The sequence below is a fragment of the Enterobacter sp. BRE11 genome (assembly GCF_031844285.1).
GTDB lineage: Bacteria > Pseudomonadota > Gammaproteobacteria > Enterobacterales > Enterobacteriaceae > Pantoea.
Genome location: NZ_JAUZUX010000014.1, coordinates 1 through 17820, shown reverse-complemented (window position 1 = coordinate 17820; position 17820 = coordinate 1). Strand labels below are relative to the sequence as shown.

Here is a 17820-nt window from a genome sequence, read left to right as displayed (position 1 = left end):
CCACAATTGCCCCGGGCGCGATGCAGCGTTATTGCGCACCCAACGTCAGGCGAGCAACCTGGTTATTACGGATAAAACGACTTAAATCAACCGGCTGGTTCTGATATTGCACCTGCACCGCTCTCGGTGCGCCGATTTTCAGGCGATAGGGCGCAGTGCCGGAAAGGCTGAGTTTACCACCGCTGCGTTGCATTCCGCTGAAGAGTTTTTTACCGGTGGCGTCGCTCACTTCCAGCCAGCAGTCGGCGTTGAAATTCATGACCACGGTATTAGGATCGGCAGCCGCTTCACCCACGGCGGCGGCGCTGGTCGGCAGCTGACCGGCAGTGGCCGACGGGCTGGCCGCGTTATCGACCGGCGCCTGGCTCGGCGATACCACGGCGCTGTTCGCCGCAGTGGCGGCCGGCGCCGCGCTGTTCGCGGCGCTCTGCGCGGGCGCGGTGCTGGACGGCTGGCTGGCGGCAGGGGCTGCCGCGCTGGCGTCCGCGCTATTAGTTTCGTCTGGCGCAGCAGGTGCCGCCGTCTCGTCGCTGGCGCCGCCGTCGAGCGGAATAGACTGGCTCGCGTCGCTGCTGCTGCCGTTTTGATCGGCCATAGAAACCAAATCCTCCTGCGACGCCTTATGGTTTTGCCACCACCAGGCGCCGGTCAGGCCCACCACCACGAAGAGCACCAGCCAGGTGAAGATCCTCAGCCAGCCGTCGCGCTTCTTGCGGCGTTTGCCCAGCGAGAAGTGCTGCATCGGTTCGATTTTGGCCGCACGCACCGGCGTCTGCTTCGCCATCATCGGCAGCAGTTCCTCTTCAGGAATGTGCACCAGACGCGCATAGGAGCGAATGTATCCACGCAAAAAGGTCGACGCCAGATCGGCAGGCGCTTTGTCCTCTTCGATATCGCGTACGGTCGTAAGTTTCAGGCACAGGCGTTCAGCCACGTTTTGCTGAGTCAGCCCCATTTTCTCACGGGCCAGACGCAGGCGTTCGCCTGTGGAATGTACTGCAGAGTTGTCTTGAGTGGCTTCAGTATTCATTAGCTAAATAACGCTGGTACTGTATCGATTGTGGAAAACTTCGCGCCAACCGGTCGCCATAACGTGTAACGTCAGCAGCGTTTCCCTGTTGCGCGGCGAAACGTATCTGTAACTCTAAGCTGCGCGCCGTAGCAGGCAGATATTGCTGATAAAGCTCTATTAACAGTAGAGCACGCGCCGGGGAGAGGAGCCGTTGTTTTTCCGCCTCGTCCAGCAGAGCGTCGCCTTTCGCGCGATCCGCCTTCAGCGCCTGACTCAGCGCCGCTCGCGCGGCCAGCGTCTCGTCTGCCTGAAGATAGCAATACCCCGACAGTTCCCACGCATCGATGCGCGCTTCATTTTCCGATGCGCTCATCGCCTGCTTAAACTGTTGATGCGCTTCGTCATACTGCCCTAAAGCGCAGAGAAACGCACCGTAATTGTTAGCAACAAAGCCATTTGCCGGTGCCAGCCGCTGCGCCTGCTGGTAGCTGCGCGCCGCCTCATCGCGACGGCCCTGTTTCTCCGCCAGGCGCGCCAGCGCCAGGGCCATTCGATAGTCGCGGGGCGCGGCGGCCTGCGCTCGCTGGAAATTGCGGCGCGCGCTGGCATAATCCTCCGCCGCCAGATAGTGCATTCCCAGCGCCAGACGCGTTTCGGCCGCGCCGGAATGCGGCGGCTGGCTGACACACCCGGTTACAACAATCAGGGCCAGCAGGCTGGCCGGTAATCCTTTACCCATTTCGTTCTCCTGGTCGCAGAGAGATTGCGTGGCAGCAGCCTGCCACGCGTTGCGACCCGGTCAAACCGATCTGTCCCCGGTTTCAGAGCGCCTTCACAGATATGGCTTCGCCCGCCATTTTTTTACGCAGGGTACGCTTGGTGCGGTCGATCACGTCGCCCGCCAGCTGACCGCAGGCTGCATCGATATCGTCTCCGCGCGTTTTACGCACGATAGTGGTAAAGCCATATTCCATCAATACTTTGGCAAAACGGTCAACGCGGCTGTTGGAGCTACGGCCATAGGGCGCGCCCGGGAAGGGGTTCCAGGGAATCAGGTTGATCTTGCTCGGCGTATCTTTCAACAGCGCCGCCAGCTCGTGCGCATCGTCAGTGCTGTCGTTCACGTGGTCCAGCATCACATATTCGATGGTAACCCGTCCCTGATTGGCGTTCGACTTCGCCAGATAGCGCTTCACCGCACCGAGGAACATCTCAATATTGTACTTTTTGTTAATCGGCACGATATCGTCACGCAGCCTGTCGTTCGGCGCATGCAGCGAAATCGCCAGCGCCACGTCGATCATATCGCCAAGCTTATCCAGGGCTGGCACTACGCCTGAGGTTGACAGGGTAACGCGACGCTTCGACAGGCCGAAACCGAAGTCGTCCAGCATAATCTCCATCGCTGGCACCACGTTGTTGAGGTTAAGCAGCGGCTCGCCCATGCCCATCATCACCACGTTGGTGATAGGACGCTGGCCGGTGACTTTGGCGGCGCCGATAATTTTCGCCGCGCGCCATACCTGGCCGATAATCTCGGAGACGCGCAGGTTGCGGTTAAAGCCCTGCTGCGCCGTTGAGCAGAACTTGCACTCCAGCGCGCAGCCCACCTGCGAAGAGACGCAGAGCGTGGCGCGATCGTCTTCCGGAATATAGACGGTTTCCACCAGCTGATCGCCGACGCGTATCGCCCATTTGATGGTGCCGTCGCTGGAGCGCATCTCTTCCGCCACTTCCGGCGCGCGGATTTCCGCGATCTGGCTCAGTTTGCCGCGCAGCACCTTGTTGATGTCGGTCATCTGCTCGAAATCGTCGCAGCAGTAGTGATACATCCACTTCATCACCTGATCGGCGCGAAACGGCTTTTCGCCCATCGAGAGAAAGAGCTCGCGCATCTGCTGGCGGTTGAGATCGAGCAGGTTAATTTTTTCGCTTTTGGGGGCAACAGCAACGGGGAAAGCGGACGACGGCGTCACAATCAGTTCGGACATAATGTTCTCTGGCCTCGTTATTACACGTTATGGCTCTGGTTAAGGATAGAAAAAAAAGACGCCCTTGCTGAGACAAGCTCAACAAGGGCGCGATATTGTACAACATCTGCGGTGTGATGCCAGGGTAGAGGGCGACGCGTTAGCGAGAAATTTGTAAAGCGCGCGCGCTGCCTGGCCTCGACGCGATTAACGCGTGCGCGGGCAGATCTCGTTTTCGCCGAAGAAATAGGCGATTTCACGCGCGGCAGACTCAGCGGAGTCAGAACCGTGGGTGGCGTTTTCGGTGAAGCTGTCGGCGTAGTCAGCGCGCAGCGTGCCAGCCAGCGCGTTCGCCGGGTTGGTCGCGCCCATCAGATCGCGGTGACGCTGAACGGCGTTTTCGCCTTCCAGCACAGATACCACAACCGGACCAGAAGTCATGAACTCGACCAGACCGTCGAAGAACGGCTTGCCCTGGTGCTCAGCGTAGAAACCTTCCGCCTGCTCTTTGCTCAGCTGCAGCATTTTAGCGCCAACGATTTTGAAGCCAGCACTCTCAAAACGGTTATAGATGGCGCCAATCACGTTTTTAGCAACGGCGTTTGGTTTAATGATGGAGAAGGTACGTTCGATTGCCATGTTGACCTCTGTCTTTAGCATCCTGAAGAAACCGGGAACCCGCTCCCGGTAAGAAAACGCGCCGATTATAGGGAGATCAACGGGCGTTGCCTATTAGCTATCGTATGATTTATTGAAAATTATTGATATTTGTCGATGCAGGCAGGCAAATAATGTGCATTGCGCCGCTTTCAGTCGCGGATAAAAGAGACAGCGGCCAGATCTCCCGCCTCATCCATGACCACCAGCTGGCAGGGGCCGGCATCGCGCAACGCCAGCTGTACGCGGCTCTTCTCCTCGCCCTGCTCTACCGGCTCGCCGTTTAAAAACCACCAGCGACGCTCGCCCTGTCCGCCCTGCACCGCCACCGGCACCATCAGCACGGCCTTGCCGGGCAGCGGCTGCAGATGCTGACCGTTGATGACGCCGGTTATCACCATCGGCGCCGCATTGCCCTGGCGCAGCGGCGGACAGGCGTCATCAACCGGCGGCAAACGCTGCGCGCGCTGCTCGCTGCTGGGCAGCCAGTGCTCCAGCGGCAGCGGCCACAGCAGCCGTTCGCGGCTCTGGGCGCCGGGACAATCCGCCGCCACCCGCCTTCCCTGCGCGTTTTGCCAGTAGCGCAGCCGCAGGCCGTTCACGCCTTCCTGTCCCGGCGCCAGCAGCGTCGGCGGCAGGGTCTGATTCAGCACCCAGCTCTGTCGGCGCTGGCGACAGTTCTCATCTCCCGCAGGCAGCGGCTGGCCGCCGGGCCAGCAGATGCTCTGCGCGCTGACCGAGGGGGGACGCGGATCGCGCGGCGTGCCGCCGATCGGCATATGGCCCGCCAGCAGGTTCGCCACCTGATGCATCACCGGCACCGCCGAGGCGAAGCCGACCTGCCCCGCGACCGGCGTGGCGTCCGGTCTGCCGACCCAGACGCCGATGAGATAGCGCGGCGTGACGCCGATGCTCCAGGCGTCGCGGTAGCCATAGCTGGTGCCGGTTTTCCACGCCAGCGGCACGATGTCGCTCGTCGCGCCGCTGGCGACAGGCTGCGCGTCGCCCGCCAGCATGCGCCGCACGATCCAGGCCGCGCCCGGCGACAGCAGGCGACGCTGCCGCAGCGGCTGATCCGCAAGGTAGCGCAGCTGCGCGGCGTTGCCCTGTCGCGCGAAGGCGCTGTAGGCCGCTACCAGCTCATCCAGCCGCGCGCCGGTTCCGCCTAACGCCAGCGACAGGTTAGGCTCCGCGCCGGCCGGAAAGTGCAAATTCAGGCCCACGTTGCGCAGCCGCGCCGTCACGCTTTTTGGGCCGAGGGCGTCCAGCAGCTGGACGGCCGGCAGATTGAGCGAGCGCTTCAGCGCGTCGCTGGCGCTGACCGGCCCGTGAAAGCCGCTGTCAAAATTGCCGGGCCGGTAGTCGCCAAAGCGGCGCGGCACGTCCTGCAGCAGCGACTCGCCATGGATCAGGCCGTCGTCCAGCGCCATGCCGTAGATAAAGGGTTTCAGCACCGAGCCGGGCGATCGCACGCTGGCGACCATATCCACATGACCGAAGCGCCTGTCGTCGCGAAAATCCACCGAGCCGACGTAGCCACGTACTTTCATATCGGTGTGATCCGCCACCAGGATCGCCAGCGAGGTGCGCGGGGGCAGCTGCGGCTTAAGGGCGGCGGCGAGGTTTTCCAGCTCGCGCTGCAGCGAGGGATCCAGCGTCGACACAATTTTAACGTCGGCCGAGAGCGACAGCAGACGGCGCGCCAGCAGCGGCGCGGTCTGCGGCATCTGACGCGGCGGCAGCCAGACCGGCTCCTGCAGGATCTCGTCGACCTCCTGCTGCGGCCAGACGCGCTGTTCTGCCAGCCGCCGCAGCACTTTATTGCGCGCCGCCTCGGCGCGCCGCGGCCAGCGATCCGGCCGCAGGCGGCCAGGCGCCTGCGGCAGCACCGCCAGTAGCGCGGCCTCGCCTTTCGTCAGCTGCGAGGGCGGTTTGCCGAGCCAGATCCAGCTTGCCGCGCCTACGCCCTCTACCGTGCCGCCAAACGGGGCGCGATTGAGATAGAGCGTCAGAATCTCGCGCTTCGACAGGTGCCACTCCAGCTGCAACGCCCGCCACGCCTGCACCACCTTGCCGGAAAAGGTGCGCGGCTGCGGATCGATCAGGCGCGCCACCTGCATGGTCAGGGTGCTGCCGCCGGAAACGATGGCGCCAGCGCGCAGATTCTGCCCGGCCGCGCGCAGGATGGCGATCGGGTTGATGCCGGGATGGCGCCAGAACCAGCGATCTTCATAGTTGAGCAGCGCCTCAAGGTAGGCGGGCGCGACCTCCTCTATCGTGACCGGATAGCGCCAGACGCCCTGCTTATCAGCGAAGCGCCAGAGCGGCGTGCCCTCTTCCGCCACCACCACGCGCGCCGGCTGCACCTCGCGCAACGGCAGCGGAAACAGCCGGTCGAGGCCGAAAAGCGCCAGCGCCAGCGCGAAAAAAGCAAGCGGCGGCCAGAGCCACCGCTTTTGTCCGCCTTGCCGCTTCATGCTTTAGCGCACACTGATTTTCTCCGGCGTCGCGCCCACGGCGCGCCACTCCGGCACGTACATCGACTCGACCTGCGGCGGCGGCAGGTGATAGCTGCCTGGCGTCACCGCGCGCGCCAGATAGAGCAGCGTCTCGGTTTTGTAGCCGCTCAGCGCCAGCGCCGCGACAAAGCGATCGTCGCGGAACTCGATATGGCGGATATCCGCCTGCTGCATATCCATCATGCTCTCCTTCAGCGCATCCGCGCCGTCGCCGAGGCTGGCGCTGCTGTCGCTCAGGTTCTGGTTTTCCAGCTCCAGACCGGCCGGCAGCAGATCCACCACCAGCGCGTCGCTGACGCGTTTGCTGGAGGAGACCTTGAGCCGCACCACCAGCAGCTGGCCGCTGCTGAGGTTATTCAGATCCGCCGGTTTGCCATCGAGCGTGAAGTATTCGCGCGTCACGTTGAGTACGTAGCGCATCGGCTTCGGCGCGGCAAGCGGATAGCCCGTCACGCTGAGCGCGCCGTAGATCGGCACCTGTCCGCTGTTGGTCAGCGTGACGCCATGCTGCAGCCGGCTTTCATTTATGCCCTGCGTCAGCGGGCCGCTGCCCGCCAGCGGCTGGGCGTCACCCGCCAGCGTTGCCTGCCAGGCTTCGCCTTTATGCTGCTGCAGCGTACGCGCCGCCAGGAACAGAGCGTTATTCTCCTGGGTAGAGAACCAGGTCTGACCGTACGCCGCTTTCGCCAGTTCCGACAGCAGCGCCGACTGCATCTCCGGCAGCAGCTGGTTTTCCGCCAGCAGCGCCACCGTCAGCGCGCGATCGCGCAGCGCACTGCCGTAATCGCCCAGCCAGCCGTCTGCCTGGCGCGTCAGGCCGACGCCCTGCGCCAGCGCCAGCTGCGCGCGCTGCGGATCGCCCATCAGCTTCAGCGCCACGCCGAGCTGCACCAGCGCCAGCCCCGATTTGGCCTTGTCGCGCTTTTCATAGAGCGCGCGCAGCGCGCCGAGCGGCGCCTGCTGCTGACGCGCCAGCACCATGCCCGCATAGGCCTGCACGCTAAAGCGCATCGCCTCCTCGTTGCTGCTCCAGCGGGTTTCAATCTGCGCCGGGTCCTGCAGATAGCGCAGCAGCCGCTCGTCGGCGCGCGCGATGGTCTCCGTCGGCACGCTGTAGCCCGCCTCACTGGCGCGCAGCAGGAAGTCGGTAACATAGGCGGTCAGCCAGAACTCCTCTTCGCTCTCTTTGCTCCAGAGGCCAAAGCTGCCGTTGCCGCGCTGCATGCCCGCCAGCCGTGCGATGCCCGTATCGACGGCGGCACGCCGCGCCTCATCGCTGCTGGTTTTGATGCCCATCGCGGTAAGCTGCGCCTGGCTGGTGAAAATCGACGGCCAGATGCCGCTGGCGGTCTGCTCGAGGCAGCCGTACGGATAGGCGTAAAGCGCGCTGATATAGCGGCCGATATTGAGCGGCGGCTGATTGCTGAGCGAGAGCTGTCCGCTTAGCGTTTCAGGCTGCAGCGCGCTCAGGGCGGCGGCCTGAATCTGCCAGCTCTGCCCCGCCTGCATCACGCCGTCGAAGCTCAGCGTTTGCGCCGGATAAGCCGGACGCACGCCGATTTTCCAGCTGCGCTGACTGTCGGCCAGCGCTTCACCCGCGACGGTCAGGCCGGAGACCCGCACCTGCACGGCCCCCTCGCCGAAACCGCCCTGCGCCTTCACCGGGATATGCAGCGTGGTGCGCGCCCCTTTCGCCAGCTGAACCTGTTGCGAGGCGGCGCCGCTCAGCGCGATCCGGCCCTGGGTCTGCAGATCGACCTTCAGCGCCTGAGGCTGCTCCGTGAGGTTAGTCAGATCGAGCGCCAGCATCGCCCGGTCGCCGCTCGCCATAAAGCGCGGGGTCGCCAGCTCGCTGATCAGCGGAGCGGCCACCACCACTTTTCGATCCGCCGCACCGAAGCTGTCGTCGCTCCACGCCTGCGCCATCAGACGCAGCTCGCCGTTGAACTGCGGGATCGGCAGCGCCAGCGTGCCCTCGCCGTTTTTATCCAGCGTGACCGGCTGAAGCTGTTGCGCCACGATATTGACCTCGGTGAGCGGCTTTTTGCCGCCGCGCGACGACGCTTCATCATCGCCGTCGCCGCCGAAACGCAGCGTCGCCAGCCGTCCACCGCCTTCGATTAGCTGGCCGTAAACGTCATACTGATCGGCGTTGTAGCGCTTGCGGCCAAAGAAGCCTTCCCAGGGATCGGGCGTTTTGTGGTCGTTGATAGCCAGTACGCCGCTGTCCACCGCCGACAGCAGCACCTGGACAGTCTGCGGCAGTTCACCGCCGACCCGGCTGGCTTTGACCTTAACCTTCAGCGTCTGCTCAGGACGAATCTTCAGCGGCGCGTCCAGCGTCAGCTCGAGGCGACGTGCGTCAGTCGCCATCGGCAGCGGCAGCAGGCCAACGGCGCGCTTCGGCGTGGCGCCGCTGGCCTTATCGCCGTCGCGCACCACGATGGCGCTGAGGTAGAGGTCATGGCGCTTCCAGCTGGCGTCAAGCGGCACATCGATCGTCACGCCGCCCGCCGGCACATCGATCGGCTGCCGCCACAGGGTGCCGCTGCTCGACTCCACCATCAGATAGCCTTTGCCCGCCGCGGGCGACTCTACCTGCACATGGGCGGTCTCGCCGGGCCGCAGCGCGGTTTTATCCAGTTTGAGCTTCACCTGGTCGGGCCGCAGCGCGCCGGTGCCGTTGGTGTTGTCCTCCCACCAGTAGCCCGCGCGGAACTGCACGCTGGAGATAATCTTCTCGCCAGCCTGCACTTCAAGCCGATAGGCGCCCCACTCGACCGGGAAACTCACCTTTCGGCTGCTGCCAGCGGCCAGCGAAATACGCTGCGCGTCCTCCTGCAAATCCTTCTCGTCGTGGCGCATCTGCCAGCCTTCGCTGTCGGAGAAGCTCCAGTAGTAGTCGCGCCGCTCGTGGATCAGGCGCACCTCCAGATCTTTTGCCGCCAGCTTCTCGCCTTTGCTGTTGGCATAGACGATATCGAAGTCGGCGATGCTGTTCTCCGGCACCGTCGGCTGCTGGGTGTAACGATCGTAGCGGTCGTCATAGACCGATTCGCTGTTGAACAGCGGTCGAATGCCGGGCAGCGCGGGCGCAGGCCAGATCGCCTGCATGACGCGCCGCGTGACCGGCCGCCCGCCCGTCTCCAGCAGGCTCGCCTGCAGGATAAGGTTAAGCGGCGAGTGGATCTGTGCCCATTCGCTCTCTACCGTCAGCTGCAGCTTGCCCTCTTCGTCCAGCGTGTCGTCGATATCGTCCAGGTTGCGTTTGCTCTCCTGCTCCATTACGTCACCGAACTGATAGCCCGGCAGCGCGGCGACCGCTTCGCGCGCTGGCCGCAGCATCAGCTGCGCCTGCAGTTCGTTGCCCGCCGCGGGCGCGCCGTAGAGGTAGCGGCCCTCGATATTGAACACAACGTCATCGTCAGGCGACAGCGGGCTGTCGCTGTTTTGCAACGTCAGCGCCATGCGCTCCGGCAGGAAATCTTCGACGTGAAAGGTCCAGCTGCGCGGCTGGCTGTCGCCGCTGTTCAGGCGCAGCGTCCAGTCGCCGGTCATCGCGGAGGAAGGCAGCGCAAAGCGCTGCTGATAGAAGCCGCTCTCCGGCTGCCAGAGAAAGGTTTGCGCCACTTCGCCGCTGGGCTGCACCACTTCCGCCTTCAGCGGCTGCGCGGGCAGCGGCTTGCCGTCGGCATCACGCAGCAGCGCGTTGACGATAACCGTTTCGCCGGGGCGATAGAGATCGCGCGGGCCGAAAACAAACAGCTGCTTGTCGTAGCCCTGAGGACCGCCGACGGGAAACTCCGCCAGATCCAGCGCGGGCAGATTGAGATCGATAAGCGACGTTTCCTCTTTTTGCGTGGCGATTAACACCTTGCCTTTCGCCTGCGCCGGCAGACGCAGATAGCCGCTGCTGTCGCTGACTCCGCTGGCGAGCTGTTTTCCCTTTTCATCCAGCAGCTGCACGCTGACGCCAGCCAGCGGCGCGCCGCTCGCCAGACTTTGGGTAAAGAGCGCCATTTCGTCAGGGAAACGATGCAGCGACAGCCCGATATCGCTCAGGGTAAATAGCGTGGCGGGCAGCGTGTAATTGTAGGAGCCCGCCTGTTTCATCACCGCCAGATAGACGCCCGGCTGTTTCAGCGGCGCCACATCATTCAGCGGCAGCTGCAGTTTCTCTCGCGTATTGTGCGCCGGGTTCAGGTCGAAGCGCCCGGTGTAGACCAGGTCGGCGTGGTTAAGCAGTTCGCGCGACGACCAGTAAGAGAGATTGTTGCCGTAGTTCCACTGGGCGAGGAAATCATTTATGGAGGCGGCTTTCACGCGGAAGAAATCGACGTCGACGCGCGCAACGTTGAGTGCCAGCACTGGCAGACCCTGGGTCAGACGCAGCGGCAGCAGCGAACCGCGGCTGGCAAAACCGACCATCGGCTGAATATCGCGCGTGGTCAGTGACTGGCTAAAGGGCGTGGCTAAGGTGGCGCCGTTGGCGGCGCGCAGTCCGGCCTCTACGCTGACCGTCAGCTTGCGCGAGGGTTCCGGATGGCGAAAGCGCAGCGACTTGCCGTTCTGCGCCAGCTCCCAGCCGCCGTCAACCTTGCCGCTTTTGTCGTCGATAAGCGTGACGCGTCTGGCAAAATCCTGTTTGTCGTCGAGCGGCGTATTGAAGGTGAGCACCAGCGCGGCCGCGCCGTCCAGCTGAAGCTCAGAGAAGTCGATAACCGAGAGGGCTTTCGCCGTCGGCTGCGTCGCGGCAGGCTCCGCGGCAGCCAGCATAAAGGTGCCGCTGCTCAGCAGCGCCGCGCCCAGCGCGACGCCAGCGAGCAGACGTTTGATAACGCTTTCCATGGTAAATCCCTCGCCCGTTCCAGATGGGGTAATTTCGCCGCGCAATTTCACCGCAAACCCGCGATTTTAGCAATGCCGCCCTTGAGATAGCCTTCACATTCCCCGACACTGGACTTTTCCCGACGATAAGACGAGGTTGCAATGACAGCCATATTTGTCTCCGCTGACTGGTTAAATGAACACTACGCCGACGAGAACGTGCAGGTGCTGGACGCCCGCATGCTGCCGCCGGGCCAGGAGGCCGTGCGCAATATCACGGCGGAGTATCTGGCGGGCCACCTGCCGGGCGCGCCTTTCTTCGATATTGAAGCGCTTTCCGACCATACCAGCCCCTATCCCCATATGATGCCGCGCGCCGAACGTTTCGCCGTGGCGATGCGTGAGCTGGGCATCCACAGCGACAAACATCTGGTGGTTTACGACGAGGGCAACCTCTTCTCTGCGCCGCGCGCCTGGTGGATGCTGCGCGCGTTCGGCGTTGCGCAGATATCGATCCTGGCGGGCGGCCTGCAGGGCTGGAAAGCGGCGGGTCTGCCGCTGGCGACCGGCCAGGTGGCGCTGCCTGAAGGCGAGTTTGAGGCAACATTCGATGAGGCGCAGGTCCGGCGCCTGACCGATGTGCTGCTGATCAGTCATGAGGGCGGCGCGCAGATCGTCGACGCGCGCGCGGCAAACCGCTTCAACGCCGAAGTCGATGAGCCGCGCCCGGGCCTGCATCGCGGCCATATTCCCCGCAGCCTGAACGTCCCCTGGAACGATCTGGTGGCGAATGGTGCCCTGAAGCCGGAAGCGGAGCTGCGCGCGGTTTTTGCCCGAGCGGGCGTGAAGCTGGATGAGCCGGTGGTGGCGAGCTGCGGTTCAGGCGTGACCGCCGTGGTAGTGATCCTGGCGCTGACCGTGCTGGGCGCGCGCGACGTCACCCTCTATGACGGCTCCTGGGGGGAATGGGGCAGCCGGGACGACCTGCCGATCGAGAAATGATCAGGGTGCGGCGTTGCGCCGCTCCCGATTAGATAATGCGCGGGCTGCCTTTGAAGTCGCGCAGAAAACTGCCCCAGCGACGCTCATAAAAAGGCGTAATGTGGGCAGTGAAAAAGTGGCTGATGCCCTTCTCATCCGCCACGACTTCGCAGATATCGATCGGCGCATCGTCCGGCAGCGTATCGGTCGCAACGCTGCCCGCCGCCTGAATAATCGCCTCAATATCGCTTTCCGCCTCAATGCCGATCAGCAGATTCGGCTGCTGGTCCGCGCTTTCGCGAATGCTGGCGATAAAGGCGCGGCGCACCTGTTTATATTTGCTGAACAGCTGCGTCAGCGAGTCGATCATCTGCGCGGGCGGCGTCGCCACCTCCGACAGCAGCAGCGCGTGGCCGCCTTCCAGCACGGTTTGCTGGCTTAGCGCGTCGCCCTCTTCGCCCAGCAGATGCGCAATCTCCGCCGGAGAAAACTCTTTGCCGGTGGGCAGTTTGGGATTGAGAAATAGCGTTTCGCCGCGCGTCATCTCAAACAGCGTGCGTACCGGCAGGCGCAGATAAGCCTGTTCGCCCGCGATCGCTTCGCTCATTGCCTCCTGCGAGGTAAAAAATGGAATGACGCTGCGGCCATCCTCTTTTTCCCAGTGTTGCAGATCGACCGGCGTATTACCCGCGAACTGCGCCTCGGTGCTTTCGCCTGGTACCCAGACGTCGGCGGCCAGCAGCAGCTGAAAAAACTCCGGACGGTGCGCCGGCTCGGTTGCCGCCAGCTTCAGCACCTCTTCAAGACGGTTCATGTTTTGCCTTTCTTACAAAGGCGACGGTCAGTGCCGTCGCCGGATCCTTTACTTGAGCAGCAGATTCGCCAGGGTACGCACGCCAATGCCGGTTGCCCCTGCCGACCACTGATCCACCGCGCCTTTGCGGTAGGTCGCTGAGCAGTCGATGTGCAGCCACCCTTCCTGATAGCGGGTGACGAAGTGCGACAGAAACGCCGCCGCGCTGCTTGCGCCCGCTGAATGCGCCGCGCTGGCGATATTATTGAGGTCGGCAAAATTTGACGGCAGGTGGTTACGGTGGAACTCCGCCAGCGGCAGACGCCAGAACGGCTCGTTCTCGCTGGTAGCGCTGCCCATCAGCGACTGCGCCAGCACGTCGTCGAAGGTGAAGAGCGCGTGATAGTCGTTGCCCAGCGCGGTTTTCGCCGCGCCGGTCAGCGTCGCGGCGTCAATCAGCAGCGTCGGCTGCTGTTCGCTGGCATCGATCAGACCATCGGCCAGCACCAGGCGCCCTTCCGCATCGGTGTTCATCACTTCGACCGATTTGCCGTTGCGGTAGCGGATGATGTCGCCGAGGCGGAACGCATTGCCGCTCACCATATTGTCGGCGCAGCAGAGGAACAGCTTGACGCGCTGCTTCAGGCCGCGAGAGATCGCCAGCGCCAGCGCGCCGGTCAGGGTCGCCGCGCCGCCCATATCGGACTTCATCGAGTCCATAAAGGCGCTCTGCTTCAGGCTGTAGCCACCGGTGTCAAAGGTAATGCCTTTGCCGACCAGGCAGGCGTAGACCGGCGCGCTGTCGTCGCCGGTCGGGTTGTAGTCCAGCGCCAGCAGCACCGGCGGACGGCTGGAGCCGCGTCCGACGGTATGCAGGCCGAGATAGCCCTGCTCGCGCAGATCGTCGCCGCGCGTAACGCGATAGCTGACCGCCTCGCCGCCGACTTCGCGAATAAGATCGATAGCGCTGTGCGCCAAATCCTCCGGGCCAAGATCTTCGGCCGGCAGGTTAATGGTGTCGCGCACCCAGTCGATGATGCGCAGACGGCGGGAGAACTCCGCCTGCTCCTGTTCGTTAAGCGTCGGCCAGACGACGTTGCGCTCCCCTTTCGGGCTGCGATAGCCCTGCCAGAACGCCCAGCACGGCTCCAGATCCCAGCCTTTACCGCTCAGCGCGACGTGGCGAACGCCCTGGCCGTCGATCTTGCGCGCCGCGCGCTGGATGGTATTGAGCGGATCTGCGCCATGCAGGTGAATGGTCATGCCGCCGTCGTTGCTGGTCAGAATCGCTTTTTCGCCCCAGCGCGCATCAGCGGGCTGGTGGCTCAGCGTAATGTTCATCGGTTGTTTTGTCATCGCGAAACTCCATATGCGTTATAAGTATCATCCAGCCAGAAGCGCAGGCTTTAGCCGTTAAACGTCAGACCTGATAACAGATATTGCCGGGTGACGCCAGCGGATCCAGCTGGAGGCGCGCCGTTTCCGGATTTCCCCGGAAACAGGGCGCAGCCGTTAACGTGAGGCGGACACCGGCGCGCGCAGGCGAGAGACCACCTTTTGCACCAGCGCAATGGCGTAGTCGATCTCTTCTTCGGTGGTAAAGCGGCCGAGCGAAAAGCGCAGCGAACTGTGCGCCAGCGCCTCATCAAGGCCGATGGCGCGCAGCACGTAGGAGGGTTCCATGCTGGCGGAGGTGCAGGCAGAACCCGACGAGAGCGCCAGGTCTTTCAGCGCCATAATCAGCGATTCGCCGTCGACGCCAGCAAAGCTGATATTGAGAATAGTGGGCGCGCTCTGCGCCAGATCGCCGTTAAGCTGCACGCCGTCCAGCGCACTGAGCCCCTGCCACAGTCGCGCGCGCAGCGCCGCCAGGCGCGCCATCTCACTTTCCCGCGCCTCGCGCGCGAGCTGAAAAGCTTCGCCCATACCGACGATTTGGTGCACCGGCAGCGTACCGGAACGCATGCCGCGCTCATGCCCGCCGCCGTGCATCTGCGCGTCGATAGTGACTTTAGGTTTGCGTCGCACGTAAAGCGCGCCGATCCCTTTCGGGCCGTAGAGTTTATGGGCGGAGAACGACATCAGATCGACCTTGAGCTCGCTCAGGTCAATCGGCAGTTTGCCGACGCTCTGGGTAGCGTCGACATGGAAAAGAATGTCGCGCGCGCGGCACAGCTCGCCGATGGCGGCGATATCCTGAATCACGCCGATTTCATTATTCACATGCATCAGCGACACCAGCACGGTGTCGTCGCGCAGCGCGGCACGCACGGCGTCCGGCGTAATAATGCCGTTGGCGGGCGGCGTCAGATAAGTCACCGTAAAGCCTTCGCTCTCCAGCTGTTTGCAGCTGTCGAGCACCGCTTTGTGTTCGGTCTGGCTGGTGATGATGTGTTGACCGCGCGCGCGCTGGGCATGCGCGGCGCCTTTCAGGGCGAGGTTGTCCGATTCGGTCGCGCCGGAGGTGAAGATGATTTCACGCGGATCGGCGTTGACCAGCTCCGCCACCTGATTACGCGCCACGTCGACCGCCTCTTCCGCCTGCCAGCCGAAACGGTGCGAGCGCGAAGCCGGATTACCGAAGGTGCCGTCCAGCGTCAGGAACTGCATCATTTTGCTGGCCACACGCGGATCGGCCGGCGTGGTCGCGGCGTAATCCAGGTAAATCGGTAATTTCATTGCGCTAAAGCTCCGTATCAAAAATCATACGTCTTTATAGCAGATTCGGCCCTCACCGCGTTAGCAGTAAGGGCCGCACAGAAAGGGATCAGGAGGCGCGCAGATTGACGTTGATTTCCTGAACGCGGTTGTTCTGGAAACGACGATTGTCCTGGGAATTCTGACGGTCCGCCACGTCGAGGATCTCCTGATTGTTCACCAGCTCGGCCAGCGTGATGTTGTTCAGGAAATCGCTGATGCGCACGCTAAGGTCACGCCACAGCACATGGGTCAGGCAGCGTTCGCCGCCCTGGCAGCCCTCTTTGCCCTGGCACTTGGTTGCATCGACAGACTCATCCACGGCGGTAATGACTTCCCCTACCGCAATCGCGCTGGAGGCTTTGCCCAGCAGATAACCGCCGCCCGGTCCGCGTACGCTGGCGACCAGACCATGTTTGCGCAGACGCGAGAATAACTGCTCCAGATAGGAGAGCGAAATGCCCTGACGCTCGGAAATATCAGCCAGCGGAACCGGCCCCTGATGAGAATGCAGGGCAACGTCCAGCATCGCGGTAACGGCATAACGTCCTTTGGATGTCAGTCTCATAGCGTACGACCTCAATAGCGTCCGGTTATCGGAGGATTAGCAGAAGATAGCCGAAGTCTGACATTCCCGAGTATTTTGGTCAACTATTTAACCGAGTAATTTACTCAACTACTCTTTTTCGCCTTTGCGCTTCTCAAACGAGGCCAGCATACCGCGCAAAATATTCAGCTCGTCGCGCTCTGGACGGGCGCGCGTGTAGAGGCGGCGCAGCTTGCTCATGACCTGTCCCGGGTTACCTTCGCGGATAAAGCCGCTGGTCAGCATCATCTGCTCCATATGCTGATAGAAGCGCTCCAGATCGTCCACCAGCGGGTAAGGCGATTCAGCGTAGACCGGCGCGGGCTGCGCATTTTCCTGCGCCGCCAGCCACGCCATACGCACCTCGTAGGCGATGATCTGCACCGCCATCGCCAGGTTGAGCGAGCTGTATTCCGGGTTTGCCTGAATGGCGACATGGTAGTGGCATTTCTGCAGCTCTTCGTTGGTCAGTCCGACGCGTTCGCGCCCAAAGACCAGCGCCACCGGCGCCTGCTGCCCCTCTTCCACGCTTTTTACGCCGCATTCGCGCGCGTCGAGCATCGGCCAGGGCAATGAGCGCGAGCGGGCGCTGGTGCCGACCACCAGGCTACAGCCGGCGATGGCCTCGTCGAGCGTGTCGACGATCTGCGCGTCGCCGATGACGTCGCTGGCGCCCGCCGCCAGCGAGATCGCCTGCGAGTCAGGCTTCACCAGCGGATTAACCAGATAGAGATTGCTTAAGCCCATGGTTTTCATCGCGCGGGCCACGGAGCCCATATTGCCGGTGTGGGAGGTTTCTACCAGTACGATTCGGATGTTTTGCAGCATTAGGTTGGCGTCAGTGAGGAAATGATGGGCAGCATGCTAACATAAGTCGAGACATTTAAAGAATGCGCTGCTATACTCCGCGCCGTTTTTCCTCGTTCTTTAACATCCAGTGAGAGATACCGATGCATCCGATGCTCAACATCGCCGTGCGCGCTGCGCGCAAGGCCGGCAACCTGATTGCCAAGAATTATGAAACCCCGGACGCGGTCGAAGCGAGCCAGAAAGGCAGCAACGACTTTGTTACCAATGTTGACCGTGATGCAGAACGACTGATTATCGAAGTGATTCGCAAATCCTACCCGCAACACTCCATCATTACTGAAGAGAGTGGCGAACTGGCGGGCGACGATCAGGACATTCAATGGGTTATCGATCCGCTGGATGGCACCACCAATTTTATCAAACGCCTGCCGCACTTCTCTGTTTCAATCGCCGTACGCATTAAAGGCCGTACCGAAGTAGCGGTGGTTTACGATCCAATGCGCAACGAGCTCTTCACCGCCGTCCGTGGTCAGGGTGCGCAGCTTAACGGTTACCGTCTGCGCGGCAGCACCGCGCGCGACCTTGATGGTACAATTCTCGCCACTGGCTTCCCGTTCAAAACCAAGCAGCACGCACCGGCCTTTATGAATGTGGTCACGAAGCTGTTTACCCAGTGCGCCGACTTCCGCCGCACCGGCTCCGCTGCGCTGGACCTGGCCTACGTGGCTGCTGGCCGCGTTGATGGCTATTTTGAAATCGGCCTGAAGCCGTGGGATTTTGCTGCCGGCGAACTGCTGGTGCGCGAAGCGGGCGGTCTGGTGACGGATTTTACCGGCGGTCACGGTTATATGCACTCGGGCAACATCGTGGCGGGCAACCCGCGCGTAGTGAAAGCGCTGCTCTCCAGCATGCGTGACGAACTGAGCGAAGCGCTGAAGCGCTAAGATGAAAAAAGGCGGCTCTAAGCC

General features: G+C 62.7%; 13 protein-coding genes. 2 read left to right on the top strand and 11 right to left on the bottom strand.

From position 1 onward, the window contains the following. Positions 1-28 precede the first annotated feature (28 nt). The 6 genes from rodZ to Q9R34_RS15375 form a co-directional block, all read right to left on the bottom strand. Positions 29-1030, bottom strand: coding sequence for a cytoskeleton protein RodZ (rodZ, locus tag Q9R34_RS15400; RefSeq protein WP_485894810.1), 1002 nt, complete (start codon positions 1028-1030; stop codon positions 29-31). Further along, positions 1020-1751, bottom strand: a complete 732-nt coding sequence (gene pilW, locus Q9R34_RS15395; RefSeq protein ID WP_485894808.1) for a type IV pilus biogenesis/stability protein PilW — start codon at positions 1749-1751, stop codon at positions 1020-1022. The genes rodZ and pilW overlap by 11 nt, the downstream gene beginning before the upstream one ends. Before the next feature lie 82 nt (positions 1752-1833). Continuing rightward, positions 1834-3003 (bottom strand): dual-specificity RNA methyltransferase RlmN, encoded by a 1170-nt coding sequence (gene rlmN / locus Q9R34_RS15390; RefSeq protein ID WP_485894806.1) that lies wholly within the window; start codon positions 3001-3003, stop codon positions 1834-1836. A gap of 186 nt (positions 3004-3189) precedes the next feature. Continuing rightward, the gene (ndk, locus tag Q9R34_RS15385; RefSeq protein WP_003848684.1) at positions 3190-3621 is read right to left on the bottom strand and encodes a nucleoside-diphosphate kinase; all 432 of its coding nucleotides are present in this window, start codon (positions 3619-3621) and stop codon (positions 3190-3192) included. Between the two features lie 170 nt (positions 3622-3791). Then, positions 3792-6116 carry a peptidoglycan glycosyltransferase PbpC gene (gene pbpC, locus Q9R34_RS15380; RefSeq protein ID WP_485894801.1) on the bottom strand — a complete coding sequence of 775 codons (2325 nt, stop codon included), beginning with the start codon at positions 6114-6116 and terminating at the stop codon, positions 3792-3794. Positions 6117-6119: 3 nt separating this feature from the next. Continuing rightward, positions 6120-11006: an alpha-2-macroglobulin family protein gene (locus Q9R34_RS15375; protein WP_485894799.1), complete on the bottom strand. Its 4887-nt coding sequence runs from the start codon at positions 11004-11006 to the stop codon at positions 6120-6122. 141 nt (positions 11007-11147) lie between these two features. On the opposite strand from Q9R34_RS15375, the gene sseA reads away from it, so the two are divergent. Next, positions 11148-11987, top strand: a complete 840-nt coding sequence (gene sseA / locus Q9R34_RS15370; RefSeq protein ID WP_485894797.1) for a 3-mercaptopyruvate sulfurtransferase — start codon at positions 11148-11150, stop codon at positions 11985-11987. A 28-nt stretch (positions 11988-12015) separates the two neighbouring features. Here the strand turns inward: sseA and sseB are convergent, their stop codons facing one another. The 5 genes from sseB to trmJ form a co-directional block, all read right to left on the bottom strand. Beyond that, positions 12016-12780 (bottom strand): enhanced serine sensitivity protein SseB, encoded by a 765-nt coding sequence (gene sseB, locus Q9R34_RS15365; RefSeq protein ID WP_485894795.1) that lies wholly within the window; start codon positions 12778-12780, stop codon positions 12016-12018. Between the two features lie 48 nt (positions 12781-12828). After that, positions 12829-14115, bottom strand: coding sequence for an aminopeptidase PepB (gene pepB / locus Q9R34_RS15360; RefSeq protein ID WP_485894793.1), 1287 nt, complete (start codon positions 14113-14115; stop codon positions 12829-12831). Between the two features lie 156 nt (positions 14116-14271). Next, positions 14272-15438 carry an IscS subfamily cysteine desulfurase gene (locus tag Q9R34_RS15355; RefSeq protein WP_485894791.1) on the bottom strand — a complete coding sequence of 389 codons (1167 nt, stop codon included), beginning with the start codon at positions 15436-15438 and terminating at the stop codon, positions 14272-14274. Between the two features lie 88 nt (positions 15439-15526). Then, positions 15527-16024, bottom strand: coding sequence for a Fe-S cluster assembly transcriptional regulator IscR (gene iscR, locus Q9R34_RS15350; protein WP_033791843.1), 498 nt, complete (start codon positions 16022-16024; stop codon positions 15527-15529). Positions 16025-16132: 108 nt separating this feature from the next. Continuing rightward, positions 16133-16870, bottom strand: a complete 738-nt coding sequence (trmJ, locus tag Q9R34_RS15345) for a tRNA (cytosine(32)/uridine(32)-2'-O)-methyltransferase TrmJ (protein WP_434125605.1) — start codon at positions 16868-16870, stop codon at positions 16133-16135. 122 nt (positions 16871-16992) lie between these two features. On the opposite strand from trmJ, the gene suhB reads away from it, so the two are divergent. Next, on the top strand, positions 16993-17796 hold the full coding sequence (gene suhB, locus Q9R34_RS15340) for an inositol-1-monophosphatase (protein WP_434125603.1): 804 nt from the start codon (positions 16993-16995) through the stop codon (positions 17794-17796). Positions 17797-17820 lie beyond the last annotated feature (24 nt).